This is a genomic window from Variovorax sp. 01N425 (genome assembly GCF_056399465.1).
Genome location: NZ_JBFTRJ010000012.1, coordinates 35,945 through 55,818 on the forward strand (window position 1 = coordinate 35,945; position 19,874 = coordinate 55,818).

Genomic DNA, 19,874 nt, shown 5'->3' on the forward strand with positions numbered 1-19,874 from the left:
CCGCTCAGGCTTCGCGGCGGTACATCGCCCATTTCACGGTGAGGATGTCCGCCGCGATCTTCGCGGCGTTGACGCCCGCGTAGCTTTGGGACGGATCGAATTCGAAGCCTTCCTTGTAGCACCTGACATGCGCGAAATCGCGGTCGAAGGTCATCGGTCCCATGAGTTCGGCGGGGTCGGTGCCCGCGGGAAGCGCCAGGAATTTCTCGGGATCGGTGGCACTCTGGTAGAGGTCGACGCTCATCAGGTTCATACGGGTGTCCTCGAAATCTGGGGATCCCGCGAATCATCCCCGGCATCCGCGCCGCATGCAATCGGCCCGCGCCTACACGGCGGCGCGCCACCGGGTCAGCGCTGCTGCTGCTTCTTCTTCAGCATCTCGCCGGTGGCGATCTGCTCGCGGAAGCCTCGCAGGCTGGCCTTCATCCTGCGCTCGTTCTCCAGCCCCATGCGCACCATGATCTTCTGGCCTGACGAGAGCGACTCGAGCTGCGGATCGGCGTATTCGTAGCGCACCCATGGCCGCTGCGAAGACACGTTGCCCTTCACCTCGACGAGGCGAACCGGCACTGGGCCGGCGGGCTCGGGCGCCTGCAGCAGATGGTCGATCACGGCGATGAGCCGGTCATTGAAGTAGCGCCCCGGATAGCCGAGGTCCTCATAGGCTTTCTGAAACAGCGGATAGAGCTGGGCGTAGGTCTTGGCCGCCTTGGCCGGATTGATCGACTCGGCAAGCTGCACGATGGGGGTGTAGCGAGCGGCATTGCCGGGTGCGATGGTCTGCGCCTCGCCCTTGCCCTGGGTGGTGAAGCGCTGCTTCGTCGGCTGCACCGGCCAGGTGCTCGCGGGCGACTGCTCGCGCGCGAGGTTGTCGACCGTGGCCACGAAGCGGCGCACGATGCCTTCGAACTGCAGGAAGTCCGCCACGTTCTTGCTGCCCATCAGGTCGACCAGCGCCTTCATCACGCGCGTATCGGAATCGGCGAGCTTGGGCAGCCCCGAAGCGGGCAGCGCGATCGCGTCGATCGGGTTCTGGGGCTCCGGGGATTCGGGCAGCGAGGGCGGCGGCGGTGCGGGCGCAAGCCCGTCGTTGGGGGCGGCGGCCACCGGCGGTTCGACCGGCAGCGGCGGTTGCTGCTGCTGCTGGTACCAGCGCCAGCCCAGGAATCCGGCGGCGATCGCCAGCAGCACGATGACGACGATGGTTCCGGTCGAGGTCTCGCGCCGCGGCCTGTACGCGGGCGCATCGTGCGGATCGCGCACGTCGGGAATTTCGGGGATGTCTCGGTCGGACATGTCTGCGGTTTCCTTTTTTGGAGGATTGCAATGGGAGACGAGCGGCTATGGTGCACCAGATCGGCACCCCGCCGCGGCGTCATCCCGTAACGCCCTGTGACGCGCTCCCGGCGCGAAAGTTCGCCCGCTAGGAGGCGCCCGCCGCCGAGCCGAGCGACTGCAGCCACGCCAGTGCGCCCTGCAGCTCGGCCGGGCGGATCTCGTGGCCGCCCGGAAAATCGGCCCCCGACAGGGCCAGCGGCAGGCCGCGCGCGAGTTCGCGCGACGCCTCTGCGGCGCTTGGCGGAATCACGTTGTCGGCGCTGCCGTGGCTCACCCACAGTGCCTTGCCCTCGAAAGCCTCGGGCGCCGCGATGTGCGCCGCCGCCTGTTGCAGCAGCCGGCCGTGCCACACCATTGCGGCGCGAACTTTCGCGGGCTGTGTCAGCAGCAGCGACAGCGCCATGATGCCGCCCTGGCTGAAGCCGCCGACCACCACGCGCTCAGGCGGCACGCCGAGCTGCTGCGACGCCGAGGCCACCATCTCGCCCACCAGGAAGCGGCTTTCGCGCTCCTGCTCCTCGTTGATGCGCCGCTCGCCATCAGGCAGCACCTCGAACTCGAACCACGCGTACGCATCGGGCGACAGCACATACGGCGCGCGCAGGCTCAGCACGTGAAACTGCGGCGGCATGAGCCGCGCAAGGCCGAACAGGTCCTGCTCGTTGCTGCCGACGCCGTGCATCAGCACCAGCAGCCAGGGCTCGCGCACGTTCGGCCCTGCGGCCTGCTCGAGAAACTTGAAAGGCAGGTGGAGTTGCGTCATGAAGTCAGGCCGTAAGAGATTGAAAACCTTGCGCCAAGGCGCGCGTGATCTCGGCGGCCGGCAGCTCGCGGCAGCCGGTGGCATTCTGCCCCGACCACAGCGGAGAAAAATCGCCGCTGCCCTGCGCCTCGGCCTTGGCGCGCAAGGGCGCAATGCCCGAGGTGGCCAGCGGAAACTCGGGCGCCGCCGCACCGATCGGCCCCAGCTCGCGCATCACGCGGTTCACGATGCCGCGCGCGGGGCGGCCCGTGAAGAGATTGGTCAGCGCCGTGTGGCGCGCGGCCTGGCTCTTGAGCGCCGCGCGGTGCACGGCGCTGGTGGTCGCCTCCGGCGCCAGCAGATAGGCGGTGCCGACCTGCACGCCCGCAGCGCCCAGCGCCATGGCCGCGGCCACGCCTGCTGCATCGGCAATGCCGCCGGCCGCGATCACCGGCACCTTCACGGCATGCACCAGCTGCGGCAGCAGCGCAAAGGTGCCGAGCTGCCTCGTCAGGTCGTGCGACAGGAAATGGCCGCGATGCCCGCCGGCCTCCAGCCCTTGCGCGATGACCGCATCCACGCCACGCGCTTCGAGCCACCGCGCCTCCTCGACCGTGGTGGCCGAGGCCAGCACCTTCGCACCCCAGCCGTGCACCTGCGCCATCAGCGCCTCCGAAGGCAGCCCGAAATGAAAGCTCACCACCTCCGGGCGGAACTCTGCCAGCACAGTGGCCACGTCGGCACTGAACGGGTTGCGCCCGGGGCCGGTGGGGATGCTCGCAGCATCGATGCCGAACTCGGTGTAGTACGGTGCCAGCGCGCTGCGCCATGCCGCCTCGCGCTCGGCGCTCGGCTCCGGCGGCGTGTGGCAGAAGAAGTTGACGTTGAAGGGCTTGCCGGTGCCGGCCCGGATTGCGGCGAGCTCGCTGCGCATGGTGTCGGGGCCCAGCATGGCGCAGGGCAGCGAGCCGAGGCCGCCGGCGTTGCTGACCGCAATGGCCATGGCGCTGCCCTGCACGCCCGCCATGGGTGCCTGGATCAGCGGCAGATCGGTGCCGAGGAGTTGCTGCAAGGGAGTGGTCATGTCGGATGTTCCTTCTGGATGCGCCGTGCGCGCCAGCGCCTATTTTGCGGCGAAGCCCAAAGCCCTGCGTTCAGCCGGCAGGCGCTGCGGGAAGCCGCTTCTCCAGCAGGCGCAGGCCGATGGCCATCGCGATGAAGACAGCCGCGACGGCCGCCGAATTGAGCGCTGCGCGTGCAAACCCGAGTTGGCCCACGTCCATGAACGGATACGGGTACCAGCTCACGAACGCACCGCGCACGAAGGTGTAGACGATCCATGCGAGCGGCAGCAGCACGGCCCGCCCGACGGTGCCGCGGTCGGTGCGCGGCCGCGGTCCGACCAGGGCCCAGCCGAGCACCGTGAACACCGGCGTCACCGTGTGAAGCAGGAAGTTGGCAAGCTGCCCCGAGGGCGTGAGCTCGCGCAGCCCCGTGAGCACCGTGTGGAACACGATGCCCGTGACCGCGATGCAGAGCACCGCCGTGAGCCGCAGCACCCGGAACAGCCGCCCGTCGTGCGCGGGACGAAAGGCGAGCAGCGCGCAGACGCCGCCGACGAGCAGGTTCGAATCGATGGTGAAGTAGCTGAACAGCCGAACGAAGCGCTCCAGATGCGTGGGCGCGATGCCGGGGCCGCCACTGATCGCCGCGCTCAGCTCGAGGCCGATTCCCCCGGCCGCGGCCAGCGCCACCACGCCGTGCAGAAAGCGCGCGAGCGCAATGGGGCCCCAGGCGGCTTGCGGTGCGGTCTTGGCGATATCCGGTTGTGGCGGCATGTGAACCTCCAAAGCTTGGCGCATCGAGAGTATGCCGAAGTGAATGCTTTCAATTTCTTGCCGCTTCGGCATGGATCCATTGCAGGAAGGCCGCGACCGATGACCGCTTGGCGTGCCGTGGTGGATACACCGCAAAGTGCGCCTTGACCTTGATCGCCTGATCAAGGCCGAACACGGGCCTGAGCTTGCGCTCGGCAATGTGCCTTGCGGCAATCGTCGCACTTTCAAGCGCAACGCCCAGGCCTTGGGTGGCTGCATCGAGCGACATCTGCGCCCGATCGAAACGAATGGCAAACCTGTCGGGCGCCCGCTTGTCGCTGAACTGTCCGAACCAGTCCGACCACTGCACCACGCTGACGTTGCTCTGGATCAGCTTCACGCCGCCGAGCTGTTCGATGCGCTTCAAGCCGTGCTGCCGGATGAATGCAGGACTCGCGAGCGGCACGATGCGCTCCTCGAACAGGGGTTCTACCACCAGGTCGGGCCAGTTCGGTATTCCATAGCGGATGTCGATGTCGGCCTGGCCCAGGGCGAAATCGCTGGTTGTGTGCGCGGCCGACAGGTTCAGCGAAATGTCCGGGTAAGCCTGCGCAAAGCCACGCAGCCGCGACATCAGCCAAAGGCTCGCAATGCTGGGCGCCGAGTGCACATACAGGCTGTTGCTCACGCCTTGGCGCAGATCGTCGGTTGCCGATGCGATGGCCAGCAACGCGCCGCCAACTTTCGACAAGTACATGTCGCCCGCGGCGCTGAGCCGCACGCCGTGGGCGCTGCGCTCGAACAGCCGCACACCGAGATGCGCTTCGAGGCGCGACACCTGATGGCTGATCGCCGAAGCAGTGAGGTGGAGTTCCGACGCCGCAAGGGCAAAGCTTCTTCTTCGTGCCACCGCTTCGAAGGCCTGCAGGTTGGTCACGGCGGGCAGTGTGGACATAGGGTCAACCCGGTCGTTAGATGACAAACTGTCATCTTAGGCTGAAAACACATCGCTTGTCGTCATGCATTGGTCCGACGACCATCGCCAACCACACCACTCTGGAGACAAATCGATGCTGCTCAAGGACAAGATCGTCGTCATTACCGGCGGCGCCGGCGTCAACGGCCTCGGGTTCGCCACGGCGCGCCTGATGGCGGCCCATGGCGCCCGTGTCGCGGTGCTCGACCTGGAGCGCGCCGCCCCTGCGGCGGCGGCCGCGCAACTCGGCCCCGCGCATCTTGGAATCGTTGCCGACGTGACCGACAAGGCCTCTTGCGATGCCGCCGCCGCGACTGTGCTGAAGGCATTCGGCCGCATCGACACGCTGGTCAACAACGCAGGCATCACACAGCCGGTCAAGACGCTCGAGATCAGCGGTGCGGACTATGACCGCATCCTCGACGTCAGCCTGCGGGGCACGCTGTACATGTCGCAGGCGGTTCTGCCTTCCATGCAGCAACAGGGCGGCGGATCGATCGTCTGCATCTCGTCGGTTTCCGCGCAGCGCGGCGGGGGCATCCTGGGCGGTCCGCACTACTCGGCGGCCAAGGCCGGCGTGCTTGGCCTGGCACGCGCCATGGCGCGGGAGTTCGGCCCCGAAGGCATCCGGATCAACAGCATCACGCCCGGCCTGATCGGCACCGACATCATCAAGGGCAGGCTCACCGAAGAGAAAAAGGCCGAGATCGCCGAGACCATTCCGCTCGGCCGGCTGGGCCGCGCCAACGACATCGCCGGCGCCTGCGTCTTCCTTGCCAGCGATCTGTCGCTGTACTGCACGGGGATCACGCTCGACGTGAATGGCGGCATGTTGATCCATTGAGCCCCTGCGCCCCTGAGCCAGCGATCCCTTTTCATTTCTACAACCAGGAGACGACAACCATGACCGAGCCCAAGCCCATCCCCGCGAAACTCAATCGCCGCCTACTGCTGGCCGCAGGCGCAGCGCTGCCCCTGTTTTCGATCGTCACGCGCCGCGCGGATGCTGCCGAGTTCGAACTCAAGTACGCCACCGGACAGGATCCGACCCACCCGGTCAACTTGCGCGCCAAGGAAGCGCATGACCGCATCCGGGAAGCCACCTCGGGCCGGGTCAACATCAAGCTCTTTCCGGCCAATCAATTGGGCAGCGACACGGACCTGCTGGCGCAAGTGCGAAACGGCTCGGTCGAGTTCTTCAATCTCTCCTCGCTGATCCTGTCGACCTTCGTGCCTGTCTCGGGCATCACGAGCGTGGGCTTTGCCTTCAAGGGCTACGACGATGTCTGGAAGGCGATGGACGGCGACCTGGGCAACCACATTCGAGCCGAGATCGCGAAGACACCCATCTTCACCGTCTCGCGGATCTGGGACAACGGCTTCCGCCACGTCACATCGTCCGGGCGCGAGATCAAGTCCGCAGCCGACCTGAAGGGCTTCAAGGTGCGGGTGCCTCCCGCACCTCCGCTGACCTCGCTGTTCAAGGCGCTGGACGCCGCTCCATCGCCGATCAACTTCAACGAGGTCTACACCGCCTTGCAGACCAAGGTGGTGGAAGGCCAGGAGAATCCGCTCGCCATCATCTCGACCGCGCGGCTCTACGAAGTCCAGAAGACCTGCAGCCTGACCGGCCATGTCTGGGACGGCTACTGGGTTCTTGGCAACAAGCGCGCATTCCAGAAGCTGCCATCGGACGTCCAGCAGGTCATCACGCGAGAGATCGACAAGTCCGCCATCGATCAGCGGGCCGACGTTGCCAGGCTCAGCAGCAGCCTGGTGTCCGACCTCAAGGCCAAGGGCGTCGGCTTCATCGACGTGCAGCAGGAAGACTTCCGCAACAAGCTGGCGAGCACGGGCTTCTACGGCGAATGGAAGTCGAAGTACGGCGCTGCGCCTTGGGATCTCCTGGAGAAAGTCTCCGGCAAGCTCGGCTGATCGACCGCCGTCCGCCGCGTGAAAGAAAACCATGAACATCCCTAGTGACGAGCCCGGCGCTGCCGGGAGCATGGCTGCGCCGGACCGGCGCGGACCGCTCGCATGGCTCGAGACCTTGAACAAGGCGCTGGCCATGCTGGTTGAGATCCCGGCCGCGCTGCTGGTGCTGGCCGAGGTCGTTGTGCTTCTTGCCGGCGTGACCAGCCGCTACGTGTTTCACGAGCCGCTGGTGTGGTCTGACGAACTGGCTTCGATCCTCTTCCTCTGGCTGGCGATGCTCGGCTCGATCGTTGCGTTCCAGCGCGGCGAGCACATGCGCATGACGGCGATCGTGGGCAAGCTCGATTCGCGCAAACGGGCCTTCCTGGACCTGATCGCCATCGCTGCGGCCATTGCCTTCCTTGCATTTGTCGTTCACCCTGCCTACGAGTTCGCGCAGGACGAGGTCTTCGTCACGACGCCGGCCATGGGCATCCCCAACTCCTGGCGGGCATCGGCGCTGCCGGTCGGCCTCGGACTGATGCTGCTGGTCGGCGTCATCCAGATCCTGCGCATCGGCCGATGGAAGGATGCGTGCCTGGCGCTGGGCCTGGTCGCCGTGGTCATTGGAGGAATGGCACTGGCCGGACCCCTGCTGGTGCCGCTGGGCAACTGGAATCTCCTCCTCTTCTTCGTGTTCGGCGTGGGTGCCATGGTGCTGCTGGGCCTGCCGATCGCGTTCTCGTTCGGACTGGCGACCTTTGGCTACATCGCGCTGACGACCGCCACGCCAACGGTGGTGGTCGTGGGCCGGATGGACGAAGGCATGAGCCATCTCATCCTGCTCGCGGTTCCGCTGTTCGTCCTGCTCGGCCTGCTCATCGAGATGACCGGGATCGCGCGCGCCATGGTCAGCTTCCTGGGCAGCCTGCTGGGACACGTGCGCGGCGGGCTCTCTTATGTGCTGATCGGCGCGATGTATCTGGTCTCGGGCATTTCGGGATCCAAGGCTGCCGACATGGCGGCCGTGGCACCGGCACTCTTCCCCGAGATGCGCAAGCGGGGCGCGAAGCCTGGCGATCTGGTCGCATTGCTCTCCGCAACCGGCGCGCAAACCGAAACGATTCCGCCCTCACTGGTGCTGATCACGATCGGTTCCGCGACGGGTGTCTCGATTGCGGCCCTCTTCACGGGCGGCCTGCTGCCCGGAGTGGTGGTCGGCGCGACCTTGGCCGCACTCGTGTGGTGGCGCTATCGGGGCGAGGACCTGTCGGGCGTGCGCAAGGCGAGCGGCCGCGAGATCGCCAGGTCGTTCCTGATCTCGATCCCTGCCCTTGCGCTGCCCGTCGTCATCCGCGCAGCGGTGGTCGAGGGCGTTGCAACGGCGACGGAAGTGTCCACCATCGGCATCGTCTACGCGGTGATCGCCGGACTTCTTGTGTACCGCCAGTTCGACTGGAAGCGGATCTATCCGATGCTGGTCAGCACTGCGTCGCTTTCCGGCTCGATCCTGTTCATCATCGGTGCTGCCACCGGCATGGCCTGGGCGCTGACTCAATCGGGATTCTCGAGCGCGCTGGCGGACACGATGAAGGCGCTGCCGGGCGGCGCCATCACCTTCATGGCGGTATCGGTTGTTGCCTTCATCATTCTCGGATCGGTGCTGGAGGGCATCCCGGCCATCGTGCTGTTGGGTCCTCTGCTGTTTCCCATTGCGCGCCAGGTCGGCATCCACGAAGTGCACTACGCGATGGTCGTGACCCTCGCGATGGGCATCGGCCTCTTCGCACCGCCGTTCGGCGTCGGGTACTACGCGGCCTGCGCCATCAGCCGGATCCATCCGAACGAGGGCATGAAGCCGATCGTCGGCTACATGGTCGCCTTGTTCATCGGAACGGTGGCCGTGGCCGCAATTCCCTGGATCTCGATCGGATTCCTCTGACATGCGCACGCAGGAACACGGACCGCCCGGGCGGCCGCCTCTCGCGATCGTCGCGCCCCACCTTTTCTACACACTTTTTCCAGGAGATTTCCGTGTCTGACTTATCAACGCTTCAACAAAGCGCCCGCCGCATTCGCGCCTACGCACTGCGCATGGGCGAAGTGCAAGGACAGGGCTATATCGGCCAGGCGCTCGGGTGGGCCGACGTCCTTGCGGTGGCCTACAAGCACGCGCTGGCGTACAGGCCGGAGGAGCCGAAGTGGGAAGGCCGCGACCGCTTCCTCCTGTCCCACGGCCACTATGCGATTGCCTTCTACGCGGCACTGATCGAGGCCGGGATCATTCCCGAGGAAGAGCTCGAAACCTACGGCAGCGACGACAGCCGGCTGCCGATGTCCGGCATGGCCACCTACACGCCGGGCATGGAAATGTCCGGCGGCTCGCTCGGGCAAGGCCTTCCGATTGCCGTCGGCATGGCGCTGGGGCTGCGTCTGAAGAACAACCCGGCCTTCGTCTACAACTCGATGTCGGACGGAGAACTGGACGAGGGATCGACCTGGGAGGCTGCGATGGGCGCCGCGCACCACCGCCTGCCCAACCTGATCTGCCTGGTCGATATCAACAACCAGCAGGCCGATGGCCCGTCCGGAAAGATCATGGGCTTCGAGCCGCTCGCCGCCAAATGGGAAGCGTTCGGCTGGCACGTGCAGCGCGTCGATGGCAACGACCTGCCGGCCGTCATGGCTGCCTTCGATGCCGCGCGCGCACTGAAGGAAGAAAAGCCGCGCGTCATCTTGTTCGACACATTGATGGGACGGGGCGTCCCCTTCCTCGAGACGCGGGACAAGAACCATTTCATCCGCGTCGACCCGCCGGAATGGCAGCAAGCCATCGCCCATGTCGACAGCGCGCAATCCGAAGGAGCCCTGTGATGAGTACCACCACCGAAAAGAAGCCGAGGCTCACGACCTCCGCGATGATCGCCTCCATCGCCAGCGAAGGCCAGCGCGTGACAGCGGCGCCGTTCGGCAAAGCCCTGGTCGAGTTGGGCCGCAGCCGTCCGGAGATCGTCGGGATGACGGCCGACCTTGCCAAGTACACCGACCTGCACCTGTTCGCGAAGGAGTATCCCGAGCGGTTCTTCCAGATGGGCATGGCCGAGCAGTTGCTGATGGCGGCCGCGGGTGGCATGGCCAAGGAAGGATTCATTCCCTTTGCGACGACGTACGCCGTCTTCGGCACCCGCCGGGCCTACGACTTCGTGCATCAGGTGATTGCGGAAGAGAACCTCAACGTCAAGATGTGCTGCGCGCTGCCGGGGCTGACCACCGGCTATGGACCGAGCCACCAGGCCACCGAAGACCTGGCATTGATGCGCGGCATCCCGGGCCTGACGATCATCGACCCTTGCGACGCGCTCGATATCGAGCAGGCCGTACCCCAGATGGCCGACCATCAGGGCCCCGTCTATATGCGGTTGCCGCGCGGCAATGTGCCGCGCGTATTGGACGAGTACGACTACAAGTTCGAACTCGGCAAGGCCAAGCTGATTCGCGACGGAAAAAGCGTACTGGTGATCGCCAGCGGCTTCATGACGATGCGCTCGCTCGAGGTCGCCGAGCAACTCAGGAATGACGGCGTCGATATTGCCGTGCTGCACGTGCCCACGATCAAGCCGCTGGATGAGGCAACGATCCTTGCCGAAGTCCGGCGGCTGGGCCGGCTGGTCGTGGTGGCGGAGAACCATTCGGTGATCGGCGGCCTTGGCGAGGCGGTGGCGGGCCTCCTGATGCGCTCGGGAGTCTCGACGGCCTATCGCCAGATCGGCTTGCCCGATGCGTTCCTCGACGCGGGCGCCCTGCCGACACTGCATGACCGCTACGGCATCTCGGCGCAGATGATGAGCCGGCAGATCAAGGGCTGGGTATGAGCCCGGCGGCCAAACAGTCTCCCTGCATAGACACGACTGCCAGGAAGAAGGTGGGGTTCATCGGGCTGGGCGCGATGGGCCGCGGCGCCGTCGGCAACCTGATTGCAAAGGGCTTCGACGTGGTGGGTTGCGACGTACGTCCCGAAGCACTCGAGTGGCTGCAAGCGCAAGGCGGCATTCCAGCAAGCTCGCTTGCCGAGATGGCCGGCCAGGTCAGCGTGGTGGTGTGCTTCGTCGTCAATTCGCGGCAGACCGAAACCGTGCTCTTTGGCGACAACGGCCTGGTCGGGAAGCTGGCGGCCGGAACCGTGTTCATCACTTGCAGCACCATGGATCCAGGCTATGTTCGTGCGCTTGAAGGGCGGCTGGCGCAGCACTCGATCTGGCTGGTCGATGCGCCGGTCACGGGGGGCGCCGTCGGCGCGGAACGCGGACAACTGACAATCATGGGTTCCGGAAAGCGCGAGGCCTTCGAGCTTGCGCGTCCTGTGCTCGAGACCTTCGGCACCCGCGTGCACTACCTGGGCGCGGCTGGCTGCGGTGCGCAGATGAAAATTCTCAACCAGCTGCTCTGCGGCGTCCATCTGGCTGCGGCGGGAGAAGCGCTCGCACTCGCAAGGCGCCAGGGGCTGCCGCTGGATCTCACGCTGGAGATTCTCTGCAGCGGAGCGGCCGGGTCCTGGATGCTCGCGGACCGGGGCCCCAGGATGATCGCGGGCAAGTTCGACGACATTACGTCGGCGGTCGATATCTTCGTCAAGGACATGTCCCTGGTGCTCGACGCGACGCGCGAATCGCGATTTCCTGCCGCGCTCGCACATGCTGCATACCTCGCCTTTCTCGGCACCGCGGCGCGGGGACTTGGTGCGCAAGACGACTCCGCCGTGACAACAGCCTACGAAGTCGCCACGAAGTCATGACGGCCGCAGGCCGGCCACCTCGCGCAGCCGCCGGTGCGCCGCATCGTCCCAGGCAACGGGCTGCTGGTTCTTCGCATGCAGATAGTGGTGCGTGAACACCGCGAGGTAGGCATCCAGCGTCTCTTCGGCAACAGGCTCGCCCGCCAGGCTCATGCACATCGCGGCCACCTCGCTGGTGCAGAAGTGGTCGTCGCGGCCGGAGTTGCGCAGCCTGTATTGCGTGATCCGCTCCGGCTGCAGGCTCAGGACCGGCAGCCGGTCGAGATAAGGGCTTCTGCGGAACATCTTGCGCGCCTCGGCCCATGTCGCGTCGAACAGGATGAAGAGCGGGCGTTTCGCGCTGCCACTGCCGTCCGTTCCCGGCGCCGGAACGGCCAGGACCACGCGCTCAGGCTCCGCATATTGCCCCGGGAACACCACGTAGGGCTGCCATTGCGGATCCTCCAGCAGCGCCAGCAGCGCGGGATCGGTCTCGGTGCGGGCCCAGCCGAAGGCGAAGGTATCGGCCACCACGTCGGCGACCAGCCACCCGGTGTTGGTGGGCTTGAGCGGCTCGATGTCGGCCATGAGCAGGCACACCCCCGCGCGCGTTGCCACCGAAGGACGCACGGCGCACATGCAATGGCTGGGCACCAGGCGGCAGCCCGCGCAGCGCTCGCGCTTGAAGCCGCCACGGGCGAGAACGGGTTTGGCGCTGCGCGCCAGGCGCGCGGCGCGAAGGAGGGAGACGGCGTGGGGCATGCACCGATTCTCGGCGGCTCCTGGACGCCCGGTGTGCAGGAATGCGCTGGGCGGGCTAGATCAACTGCAGATCCTTCGGCGCCACCCCGTCGAACACCCGCGCGAGCTGTGCCGGCGAAAGGCCGTACATGCGCCTGAACAGCCCGCCGAACACCGCGCGGTATTCGTTGAGCACCGGGTAGTCGCGGTTCTGGAACAGCGTGGCCTGCGCCACTTCCTGCTGCTCGCCCACGATGCGCCCGCCGGCCTGCGCCGAGAGTCCGCCGCCGAGCACCCAGTACACGCTGCCGTGCCCGTGGTCGGTGCCGCGGTTGCCGTTCTCGCGGAAGGTGCGGCCGAACTCGCTGATGACCACGACCACGGTCTGGCGCCAGGCGTCGTCGCCCATCTCCTCTGCGAAGCCGGCCACGCCGCGGCCCAGTTCCTCGAAGCGGTTGGCAAGGTAGCCGGTGGCGCCGCCCTGCCCCACGTGCGTGTCCCAGCCGCCGACGTCGACAAAGCCGAGGTCGAAGCGCTCGCGCATGAGCCGCGCCATGCGGCGCGCGACGAGTTCGAAGCCCTTGGCCGTCATGGCGTTGCGGCTGGCCGCGTCCATCTCGGCCTGCATGGCGCGCACCACGTCGTCGCGCACCTGGAAGCCCTCGGCCACCGGCTGTGCCAGCGCCGTGTTGCGGTACATCGCCGAAATCACCTCGCTCTGGCGTGCATCGATCGAGGGACGCGCGCTGCCCGCGAGCGCCATGTTGGCGGCCTTGGCGCTGCCGCGCATCGCGATCGGCAGCTGGTTGGTGAACGCCATGGGCGACACGCCGGCCAGCGGCCCGGCACCGAGCACGGAGGCCAGGCGGTTGAGAAAGCCCGAGCCATAGTCGCGGCGCTTGTCGAGCGCCTGGCCCAGCTCGATCGAGTCCTGCGTCTCGAAGTGGCTGCGCGTGAGGTCGTCGGTGCCGGCGAAGGCGATGAAGGAAGCCTGCTTCTGCTCGAACATCGGCATCAGGCTTTGTGCCAGCGCGGGGTGCAGGCCCCAGCTGCCGTCCAGCGGCAGCGCGCCGCCGGGCATGCCGGGCCGGGCAATGGCGATGTTGGGGCGCGAGGCGTAGTAGAAGTCGCTGTCCGTGGGCACGAGCAGGCTGGCGCAGTCGTAGGCGCCGCGCAGAAACACCACCAGCAGCTTGGCGCCTTCGGCCGCGGGCGCGGCCATCAGCCGGCCGGCGGCGCCCGCGAACGGAACGGCGGCCATGAGCTTGAGCAGTTCTCGGCGTTGCATGGCGGTGTGTCCTTTCCTCGTCATCAGCGGCGCATCAGTTCCGGCGACGCCAGCAGAAAGGTGTTCCACTCCTGCGGGTTCCTCGCCTGCACCAGCGCCTCGCGCGTGTCCGCGCCCAGCCCCGCCTGCATGGCGCGCACCGCGTGCGAATCGGCCAGTGGCGGGAATGCGGGTTTCTCCAGCGGCGCCTTGTCGTCCGTGCGGAACAGCACGGCGCCATTCGCACCGATGGCGCGCGCGATCTCGAAGCGCGTGTTCATCTGCCCCGCGCTGGCCCAGGCGGCTTCGTTGAGCGGATAGCCGTCGGGCGTCTCGTGGCCGTACAGCGGCTCGCCCATGCGGTTGATCCAGCCGAGCAGCGGGCCCACGTTCGTCACCACGCGGTCGTCGTACGCGAGCCGCACGCCGGCGATCACGTAGTGCACCGGGTCGCGGAACTTGCGCCCGAGCGAGGCGGCGAATTCGGGCGACTCGAACATCGCCTTGAGCGTGAGGGCGATGTCGCCGTCGCTGCGCGTGAAGGCCGCCGCCATGCGTTCGACCAAGGCCTGCGGCGGATCGTCGGAGACGAAGTACACGGCGAGCTTGCGCGAGATGAAGCGCGCGGTGGCCGGCGCGCGCGCCAGGCGGTCGAGCGCCTCGTCGGCCTCGGCCAACCCGCGGCTCTGGATCGGCTGGCCCAGCAGCGTCTTCGGCCCGTAGTCGTGCCGGTTGGGGTTGAACTCGAACAGGCCCCGGCGCACATAGTCGGCGCGCAGGGCCGGCCGCACGTTGGGCGGCGGCGCATCGAGCGGCTGGTAGCTCACGCCCACGCCGGTGAGCACGCGCGCCAGCTCCTGCACGTCGGCTTGCGAATAGCCGCCGCCCACGCCCATCGTGTGCAGCTCCATCAGCTCGCGCGCGTAGTTCTCGTTGATGCGGTTGGCGGCGTTCTGCGCGTTGTCGAGGTAGCGCAGCATCGCGGGGTGGTGCAGCGTGGCGCCGAGCAGGTCGCGGAAGCTGCCGAGCGCATGCGGGCGGATGGCGTTCTCTTCGTAGTCGCCCACCATCGCGCGGATGTTGTCCTTGCGCAGGTTGACGTTGAAGTGGTTCATCCAGAACCACGTCATCTGCTCCTGCAGTTGGTTGGGCGAATAGAGAGCGCGCAGCACGAAGCGCTGCTGCGCCTCGCGCGCCAGCTCGTTGAGCTGCCGCTGGTAGGCCTGGCGCGCGGCCTTCTTCTGGTCTTCGTCGGGCAGCGCGTCGGCGGCCTTGCGCTGCGCGTCGAGTCCGGTGACGAGCTGGTCGAGCGGCGTGCGCGAAACGGCCATGGCATCGATCTGCGCCTGCGCGGCCGGCGGCAGCGGCGCGGGCCGCGGATTGAGCTGGTCGCGCATCCACAGCGGCAGGCCGCGCCGCGCCAGCTGCGCCTCGCTGCTCGCATTGGCACCCCAGCCCACGCGGTCGAGCCAGCGCAGCCGCGCGGCTTCGTTCATGGGTGCAGAAGGCAGGGACACCGACACCAGCGGCCGATGGTTCCCCGGCGCGCCCGCGCAGGCCGCGAGCAGGGCCAGCGCGCATGCGCCCAGCGCCCTCGGCACGCGGCGCGGGGAGAACAACAACCACGGCGAAGCGGCGGCCGCCACCGCATTCACTCCGTGCGCAGGTCGTGGCGGCGCACGTCGCCAATGGCGTGCTGCGCGGTGCCGAGCGCCACGTCGACGTGCGCCAGGCCGCGCTGCTGGTATGGCCGCGAGCGCGGGTCGTCTTCTTCGCGCGCCACGTCGGAGCGCACCTTGCGCAGCAGGTCGACCGCCGCATGCAGGCGGCCCTGGCGCGGCAGCCACGCATCGGTGGGCTCGCGCCATTCGACGGGCTTGCCGTCGAGCCATGCCGCGTGCTGCAGCTCGCCGATGGCGGCGTGGATCTCGTCGAGCACCACCTGCTCGTCGCGCGAGACGTTCCCGTCTTCGGGGCGGCGGTGCTCCACCTTCCAGGCGGCCATGCGCAGGTCGGACAGGGCGTGCAGGTAGAACGGGTGCTTGCCGTATTCGTCGGCCAATGCGGGCAGCGAGGCCGCGGCCATGAGAACGAGTGCGGCGATGAGGCTTTTCTTCTTCATCTTCGGAGCTCCTGTGAGTGACGGCGGTTCAAGGACGCTTCCTCAACCGCCGTGCCCCGCTCCGCGTTGACGCACTTTACCTTCGCAGCGCCGTGCAAGGCAGTGCCTAAGCTCCAGCTAAGTCAGGCAACCGCCACGCTGGCAGGTGCAGCGCCGGCAATCTGGCGCAAGGCGCGCTCGAACACCTCGACCGGCTGGCCGCCCGAGATCAGGTGCTGGTCGTTGATGATGATCGCGGGCACCGAATGGATGCCGGCGTCGGTGTACATGCGTTCGCGCTCGCGGGTTTCGCGGGCGAATTCGTCGCTAGCCAGAATCTCGCGGGCCCGTGCCGCATCGAGCCCGGCCTCGGCGGCCAGGCGCACCAGCACCTCGTGGTCGGAGGGGTTCTGGCGGTCGGTGAAGTAGGCCTTCAAGAGCAGCTTCTTGAGTGCCGCCTGCCTGGCCGGGCTTTCGAGCTCGGCCCAGTGCAGCAGGCGGTGGGCGTCGAAGGTGTTGTAGATGCGCGGCCGGCCCTCGGGGCTGAACTCGAAGCCCACCTCGGCCCCGCGCTGGCGGATCATCTCGCGCGACTCTGCCTGCTGTTCACGCGTGGAGCCGTATTTCTGGCTCAGGTGCTCGAAGGTGTCCTGGCCTTCGGGCGGCATCTGCGGGTTCAGCTCGAAAGGCTGGAAGTGCAGCTCCGCCGTGATGCCGGGCGCGACGCGCCGCAGCGCCGCCTCGAGCGAACCCAGGCCGACGGCGCACCAGGGGCAGGAGACATCGGAAACGAAATCGATCTTGAGATGGGAGGTCATGCCCGCCATTCTTCATCGCGCCGACGCCCTTGGTGCGCGCAAGGTCTTCAGGCCGCTGCCTTGGCGATGCGTGCGGTGGCGAGCGTCTCTTCGCGCAGCCGGTCGTACTCGAGCTTGTCGACCGGCACCGCATCGGGCTTGCCCAGGTCGTTCATGTGCACGCGGTAGGTTTCGCGTGCGCTCAGGGCCGAGACCGCGGCAATGGCGCAGATCGCCAGCGTGATGGCGCCGACGGTCAGCGGGATGTTGGCGGCGCCGGGAGGCGCGACCGCCACGAACAGCGCGGGCAGCAGCGCGGTGATCGCGGTGCCGATGTTCTGCGAGATCGCCATGCCCGAGACGCGGGTGCGCGTGGGGAACATCTCCGGATAGAAGCTCGGGAACACGGCGTTGTAGCCCTGGTAGACCACGCCCCACATCAGCAGCGACATCACGATGGCCAGCGGCACGTTGTGGATGCTGATGGCATACAGGTAGCCGAACGACAGCAGGCCCGAACCGATGGCACCCACGGCGATCGGCAGGCGGCGCCCGACCTTGTCCGACAGGTTGCCGACGAACGGGATCACGATCACGGCCAGGATGTTGCCCATCACCGGAATCCAGAGGTAGATGTCCTTCTCGAAGTTGATGCCGTAGCCCGGCTGCACCGCGTAGGCGGCGCCGAAGATGGTCGCGACCACCGGGATCACGTTCATCAGCGAGCACAGCAGCACGCGCAGCATGTCGCCCCAGCTCTCGGTCACGGCTTGGATGACGGGCGCCTTCGGCACCTGCGCGCTCTTCTCGACTTCGGCAAAGGCGGGGGTCTCCTCCACTTCCCTGCGGATGATGTAGCCGGCCACGATGACGATGAAGCTCAGCAGGAACGGAATGCGCCAGCCCCAGGCGTTGAAAGCGTCCTTGTCCATGTAGTGCGCGAGCGGCAGGAACACCGCGGCCGCCATGATCTGGCCGGCCTGCACGCCCTGCAGCGTGAAGCTCGCGAAGAAGCCGCGGCGTCCGAACGGCGCGTGCTCTAGGATCATCGAGCTCGCGCCCGAGATCTCGCCAGCCACCGCAAAGCCCTGGATCAGGCGCAGCAGCACCAGCAGCGCGGGCGCCCACAGGCCGACCTGGTCGTAGGTGGGCAGCAGGCCGACGGCGACGGTGGAAAAGCCCATCAGGAACATGCACAAAATGAGCACCGTCTTGCGGCCGTGCGTGTCGCCCCAGTGGCCCAGCAGCAGCGCACCGATCGGCCGTGCGACGTAGCCCACGCCGTAGGTCGCGAGCGACGCGATGATCGCGATCTGCGGGTCGCCCTTGGGAAAGAAGATCTGCGGAAAGATCAGCGCCGCCGCAGTGGCGTAGATGAAGAAGTCGTAGTACTCCAGCGCCGAGCCGATCCAGCCGCTCGCGGTGGCCTTCTTCGACTGGTGCTTGCCTTTCGGCTCGTGGGCCGTGATGGTTGCCATGGTTTGTCTCCGGGTTGACGAAAAGAATCTTTATTGCTGCGCCTGCGATGCCATGCGCGCGGGTGCGTTGAGCGCGCCGTAGGCGTCGTAGCCCGCGGTGCGCTGTGCCAGTTCGAAGAAGAGTCCGCCTTCGATGTTCTCGGTGTAGATGTGCAGGTAGTCGCCCGTGGGGGAGCGGTCGAACAGCACGCCCGCGGCGCGCAGCTTTGCGAGCAGCACAGGGTCCAGGTCGATGCGCGTGGCCAGGTCGTCGTAGTAGTTGTCCGAAATGGGCACGAAGCGCGTGCCCGCGGCGCGCAGCCGCGCCACGCTCTCGAAGATGTCGTCGCAGCGCAGCGCAATGTGGTGCACCGCGCCGCCGCCGGTCAGGCTCAGCGTGCGCGCGGTGCGGGTGCGCTGGCTCAGCGACACGTTGAGCACCAGCCGCACGCTGCGATCGGCGTTGGCCACGCCGCGGCTGCGGATCAGGCCGAAGGGGTCGGCCAGCTCCAGGCTTTCGCCGGGCTCCAGCCCCAGCACGGCGCGCGTGAACAGCACCCAGGTGTCGAGCTGGTCGAGCGCAAGGCCGAGCGCCACGTGGTCGACCTGCGCGAGCCCGGCGCCGCGGACATCGGCCGCGGCGTCTTGCTCGAGGATGAAGTCGGCCTCGTACAGGCCGTTGGTGCCCAGGGCCTCGGGCACGAAGTGGATCAGGTTGCCGCCCGGCGCCACGATGGCCGGCACGCGCAATTCGTTCGGGCCGACCGGGCTGTCGTGGCGCTGCGAGCGCATGGCAGTGGCGCGCTCGACCGCGGCCTGCGGATCGGCGCAACGCACGCCCAGCGCGCACACCGAGGTGCCGTGCGCCTCGAAGCGGCTGCGCGCGAACGAATCCGGCTGCGCATTGACGATCAGGTTGATTTCGCCCTGGCGGTACAGCGCCACGGCCTTGGAGCGGTGCCGGCCGACGCGGCGGAAGCCGAGCTGCTCCAGCAGCGCGCCGAGCGTGCCGGCCGAGGCCTCGTCGGCCGCGAATTCGATGAACGACAGGCCCGAGAGCGCCGGCACGGGCGGCGGGCTGAACAGCTCGACCTGCGGCTTCAGTGCCGGCGCATCGGCAGCGGAAGCCAGCCGCTGCCGCGCCTCGCTTTCGAGGTACAGCAGCGAGCGCATGGCGTCCACCGCGGTGCGCCGGTTGGGCGTTTCGCGGAACAGGTCGTTGAAGATTTCCAGCGACAGCGCGCCGGTGTAGCCCGCGCGCAGCACCTGCTCGAAGAAGCCGATCACGTCGAGATCGCCCTGCCCCGGGAACGAGCGGTGGTGGCGCGCCCACTGCAGCACGTCCATCGACAGCAGCGGCGCGTCGGCCATCTGCAGGAAGAAGATCTTGTCGCCCGGAATGGCGGCAATGCCCGTGGCATCGTCCTTCAGCGACAGCGTGTGGAAGCTGTCGAGGATCAAACCAAGGTGCGGGTGGTCGGCCTGCTTCACGATGTTCCAGGCCTGGCCGTACAGCGAGGTGTGGCGGCCCCAGGCCAGCGCCTCGAAGCCCACGCGAAGGTTGCGGCGCGCGGCGCGTTCCGCGAGCTCGTGCAGCTGCGCGGCGGCCAGCGCCGGGTCGTTCACCGAGGGCGGCGAGGTGTTGGAGCAGCACAGCATCAGCGGCGCGCCCATGGCCTCCATCAGGTCGAACTTGCGCTCGGCGCGCTCCAGGCTGCGGCGGAACTGCGCCTCGGGCATGCCCTCGAAATCGCGGAACGGCTGGTACAGGTCGATCGAGAGGCCGAGGTCCGAGGCGATGCGGCCCAGCTCGGCGGCGCTGCCCTTGAAGTTGACGAAGTCGGCCTCGAACAGCTCGATGCCGTCGAAGCCTGCGGCCGAAACGGCTTCGAGCTTCTGGCGAAGCGTGCCGCTGAGGGAGACGGTGGCAATGGAGCGATGCATGGGGGTGAC

General features: G+C 67.4%; 19 protein-coding genes. 6 read left to right on the plus strand and 13 right to left on the minus strand.

All coding sequences use genetic code 11. From position 1 onward, the window contains the following. Positions 1–4: 4 nt before the first annotated feature. From AC1DSC_RS21475 to AC1DSC_RS21500, 6 genes are all read right to left on the minus strand, one after another. Positions 5–253, minus strand: a complete 249-nt coding sequence (locus tag AC1DSC_RS21475; protein WP_012748400.1) for a hypothetical protein — start codon at positions 251–253, stop codon at positions 5–7. 95 nt (positions 254–348) lie between these two features. Beyond that, positions 349–1,296, minus strand: coding sequence for a DUF3014 domain-containing protein (locus AC1DSC_RS21480; protein ID WP_012748401.1), 948 nt, complete (start codon positions 1,294–1,296; stop codon positions 349–351). Positions 1,297–1,423: 127 nt separating this feature from the next. After that, positions 1,424–2,101: an alpha/beta hydrolase gene (locus tag AC1DSC_RS21485; protein WP_012748402.1), complete on the minus strand. Its 678-nt coding sequence runs from the start codon at positions 2,099–2,101 to the stop codon at positions 1,424–1,426. 4 nt (positions 2,102–2,105) lie between these two features. Beyond that, positions 2,106–3,164 (minus strand): NAD(P)H-dependent flavin oxidoreductase, encoded by a 1,059-nt coding sequence (locus tag AC1DSC_RS21490; RefSeq protein ID WP_012748403.1) that lies wholly within the window; start codon positions 3,162–3,164, stop codon positions 2,106–2,108. A gap of 70 nt (positions 3,165–3,234) precedes the next feature. Continuing rightward, complete coding sequence (locus tag AC1DSC_RS21495; protein ID WP_012748404.1) at positions 3,235–3,918, minus strand: Pr6Pr family membrane protein; 684 nt, start codon at positions 3,916–3,918, stop codon at positions 3,235–3,237. A gap of 49 nt (positions 3,919–3,967) precedes the next feature. Further along, the gene (locus tag AC1DSC_RS21500) at positions 3,968–4,852 is read right to left on the minus strand and encodes a LysR substrate-binding domain-containing protein (RefSeq protein WP_012748405.1); all 885 of its coding nucleotides are present in this window, start codon (positions 4,850–4,852) and stop codon (positions 3,968–3,970) included. A 115-nt stretch (positions 4,853–4,967) separates the two neighbouring features. Here AC1DSC_RS21500 and AC1DSC_RS21505 point away from each other — a divergent pair, with 115 nt between their 5' ends. The 6 genes from AC1DSC_RS21505 to AC1DSC_RS21530 all read left to right on the plus strand — a co-directional run bounded on the left by AC1DSC_RS21505 (position 4,968) and on the right by AC1DSC_RS21530 (position 11,579). Beyond that, complete coding sequence (locus AC1DSC_RS21505) at positions 4,968–5,717, plus strand: SDR family NAD(P)-dependent oxidoreductase (protein ID WP_012748406.1); 750 nt, start codon at positions 4,968–4,970, stop codon at positions 5,715–5,717. Positions 5,718–5,776: 59 nt separating this feature from the next. Next, positions 5,777–6,808, plus strand: a complete 1,032-nt coding sequence (locus AC1DSC_RS21510; protein ID WP_369663090.1) for a TRAP transporter substrate-binding protein — start codon at positions 5,777–5,779, stop codon at positions 6,806–6,808. A gap of 31 nt (positions 6,809–6,839) precedes the next feature. Continuing rightward, positions 6,840–8,729 (plus strand): TRAP transporter large permease, encoded by a 1,890-nt coding sequence (locus tag AC1DSC_RS21515; RefSeq protein ID WP_012748408.1) that lies wholly within the window; start codon positions 6,840–6,842, stop codon positions 8,727–8,729. Between the two features lie 92 nt (positions 8,730–8,821). After that, complete coding sequence (locus AC1DSC_RS21520) at positions 8,822–9,661, plus strand: transketolase (protein WP_012748409.1); 840 nt, start codon at positions 8,822–8,824, stop codon at positions 9,659–9,661. Continuing rightward, entirely contained in the window at positions 9,661–10,659 is a 999-nt protein-coding gene (locus tag AC1DSC_RS21525; protein ID WP_012748410.1) for a transketolase family protein, read from the plus strand. The genes AC1DSC_RS21520 and AC1DSC_RS21525 overlap by 1 nt, the downstream gene beginning before the upstream one ends. Beyond that, complete coding sequence (locus AC1DSC_RS21530) at positions 10,656–11,579, plus strand: NAD(P)-dependent oxidoreductase (protein ID WP_369663091.1); 924 nt, start codon at positions 10,656–10,658, stop codon at positions 11,577–11,579. Before AC1DSC_RS21525 ends, AC1DSC_RS21530 begins: the two co-directional genes overlap by 4 nt. Here AC1DSC_RS21530 and AC1DSC_RS21535 read toward each other — a convergent pair. From AC1DSC_RS21535 to AC1DSC_RS21565, 7 genes are all read right to left on the minus strand, one after another. Further along, positions 11,574–12,320 carry a tRNA-uridine aminocarboxypropyltransferase gene (locus tag AC1DSC_RS21535; protein WP_012748412.1) on the minus strand — a complete coding sequence of 249 codons (747 nt, stop codon included), beginning with the start codon at positions 12,318–12,320 and terminating at the stop codon, positions 11,574–11,576. The genes AC1DSC_RS21530 and AC1DSC_RS21535 overlap by 6 nt on opposite strands. Before the next feature lie 55 nt (positions 12,321–12,375). After that, on the minus strand, positions 12,376–13,587 hold the full coding sequence (locus tag AC1DSC_RS21540; protein ID WP_012748413.1) for a DUF1501 domain-containing protein: 1,212 nt from the start codon (positions 13,585–13,587) through the stop codon (positions 12,376–12,378). A 23-nt stretch (positions 13,588–13,610) separates the two neighbouring features. Then, positions 13,611–15,212 (minus strand): DUF1800 domain-containing protein, encoded by a 1,602-nt coding sequence (locus AC1DSC_RS21545; protein WP_369663092.1) that lies wholly within the window; start codon positions 15,210–15,212, stop codon positions 13,611–13,613. 5 nt (positions 15,213–15,217) lie between these two features. After that, positions 15,218–15,688 (minus strand): hypothetical protein, encoded by a 471-nt coding sequence (locus AC1DSC_RS21550; RefSeq protein ID WP_012748415.1) that lies wholly within the window; start codon positions 15,686–15,688, stop codon positions 15,218–15,220. 122 nt (positions 15,689–15,810) lie between these two features. Then, positions 15,811–16,494, minus strand: coding sequence for a DsbA family oxidoreductase (locus AC1DSC_RS21555; protein WP_012748416.1), 684 nt, complete (start codon positions 16,492–16,494; stop codon positions 15,811–15,813). 38 nt (positions 16,495–16,532) lie between these two features. Next, entirely contained in the window at positions 16,533–17,942 is a 1,410-nt protein-coding gene (locus AC1DSC_RS21560; protein ID WP_012748417.1) for an MFS transporter, read from the minus strand. A gap of 30 nt (positions 17,943–17,972) precedes the next feature. Continuing rightward, a complete protein-coding gene (locus tag AC1DSC_RS21565; RefSeq protein WP_012748418.1) occupies positions 17,973–19,865 on the minus strand; it encodes a bifunctional sugar phosphate isomerase/epimerase/4-hydroxyphenylpyruvate dioxygenase family protein in 1,893 nt (630 codons plus the stop codon). Positions 19,866–19,874 lie beyond the last annotated feature (9 nt).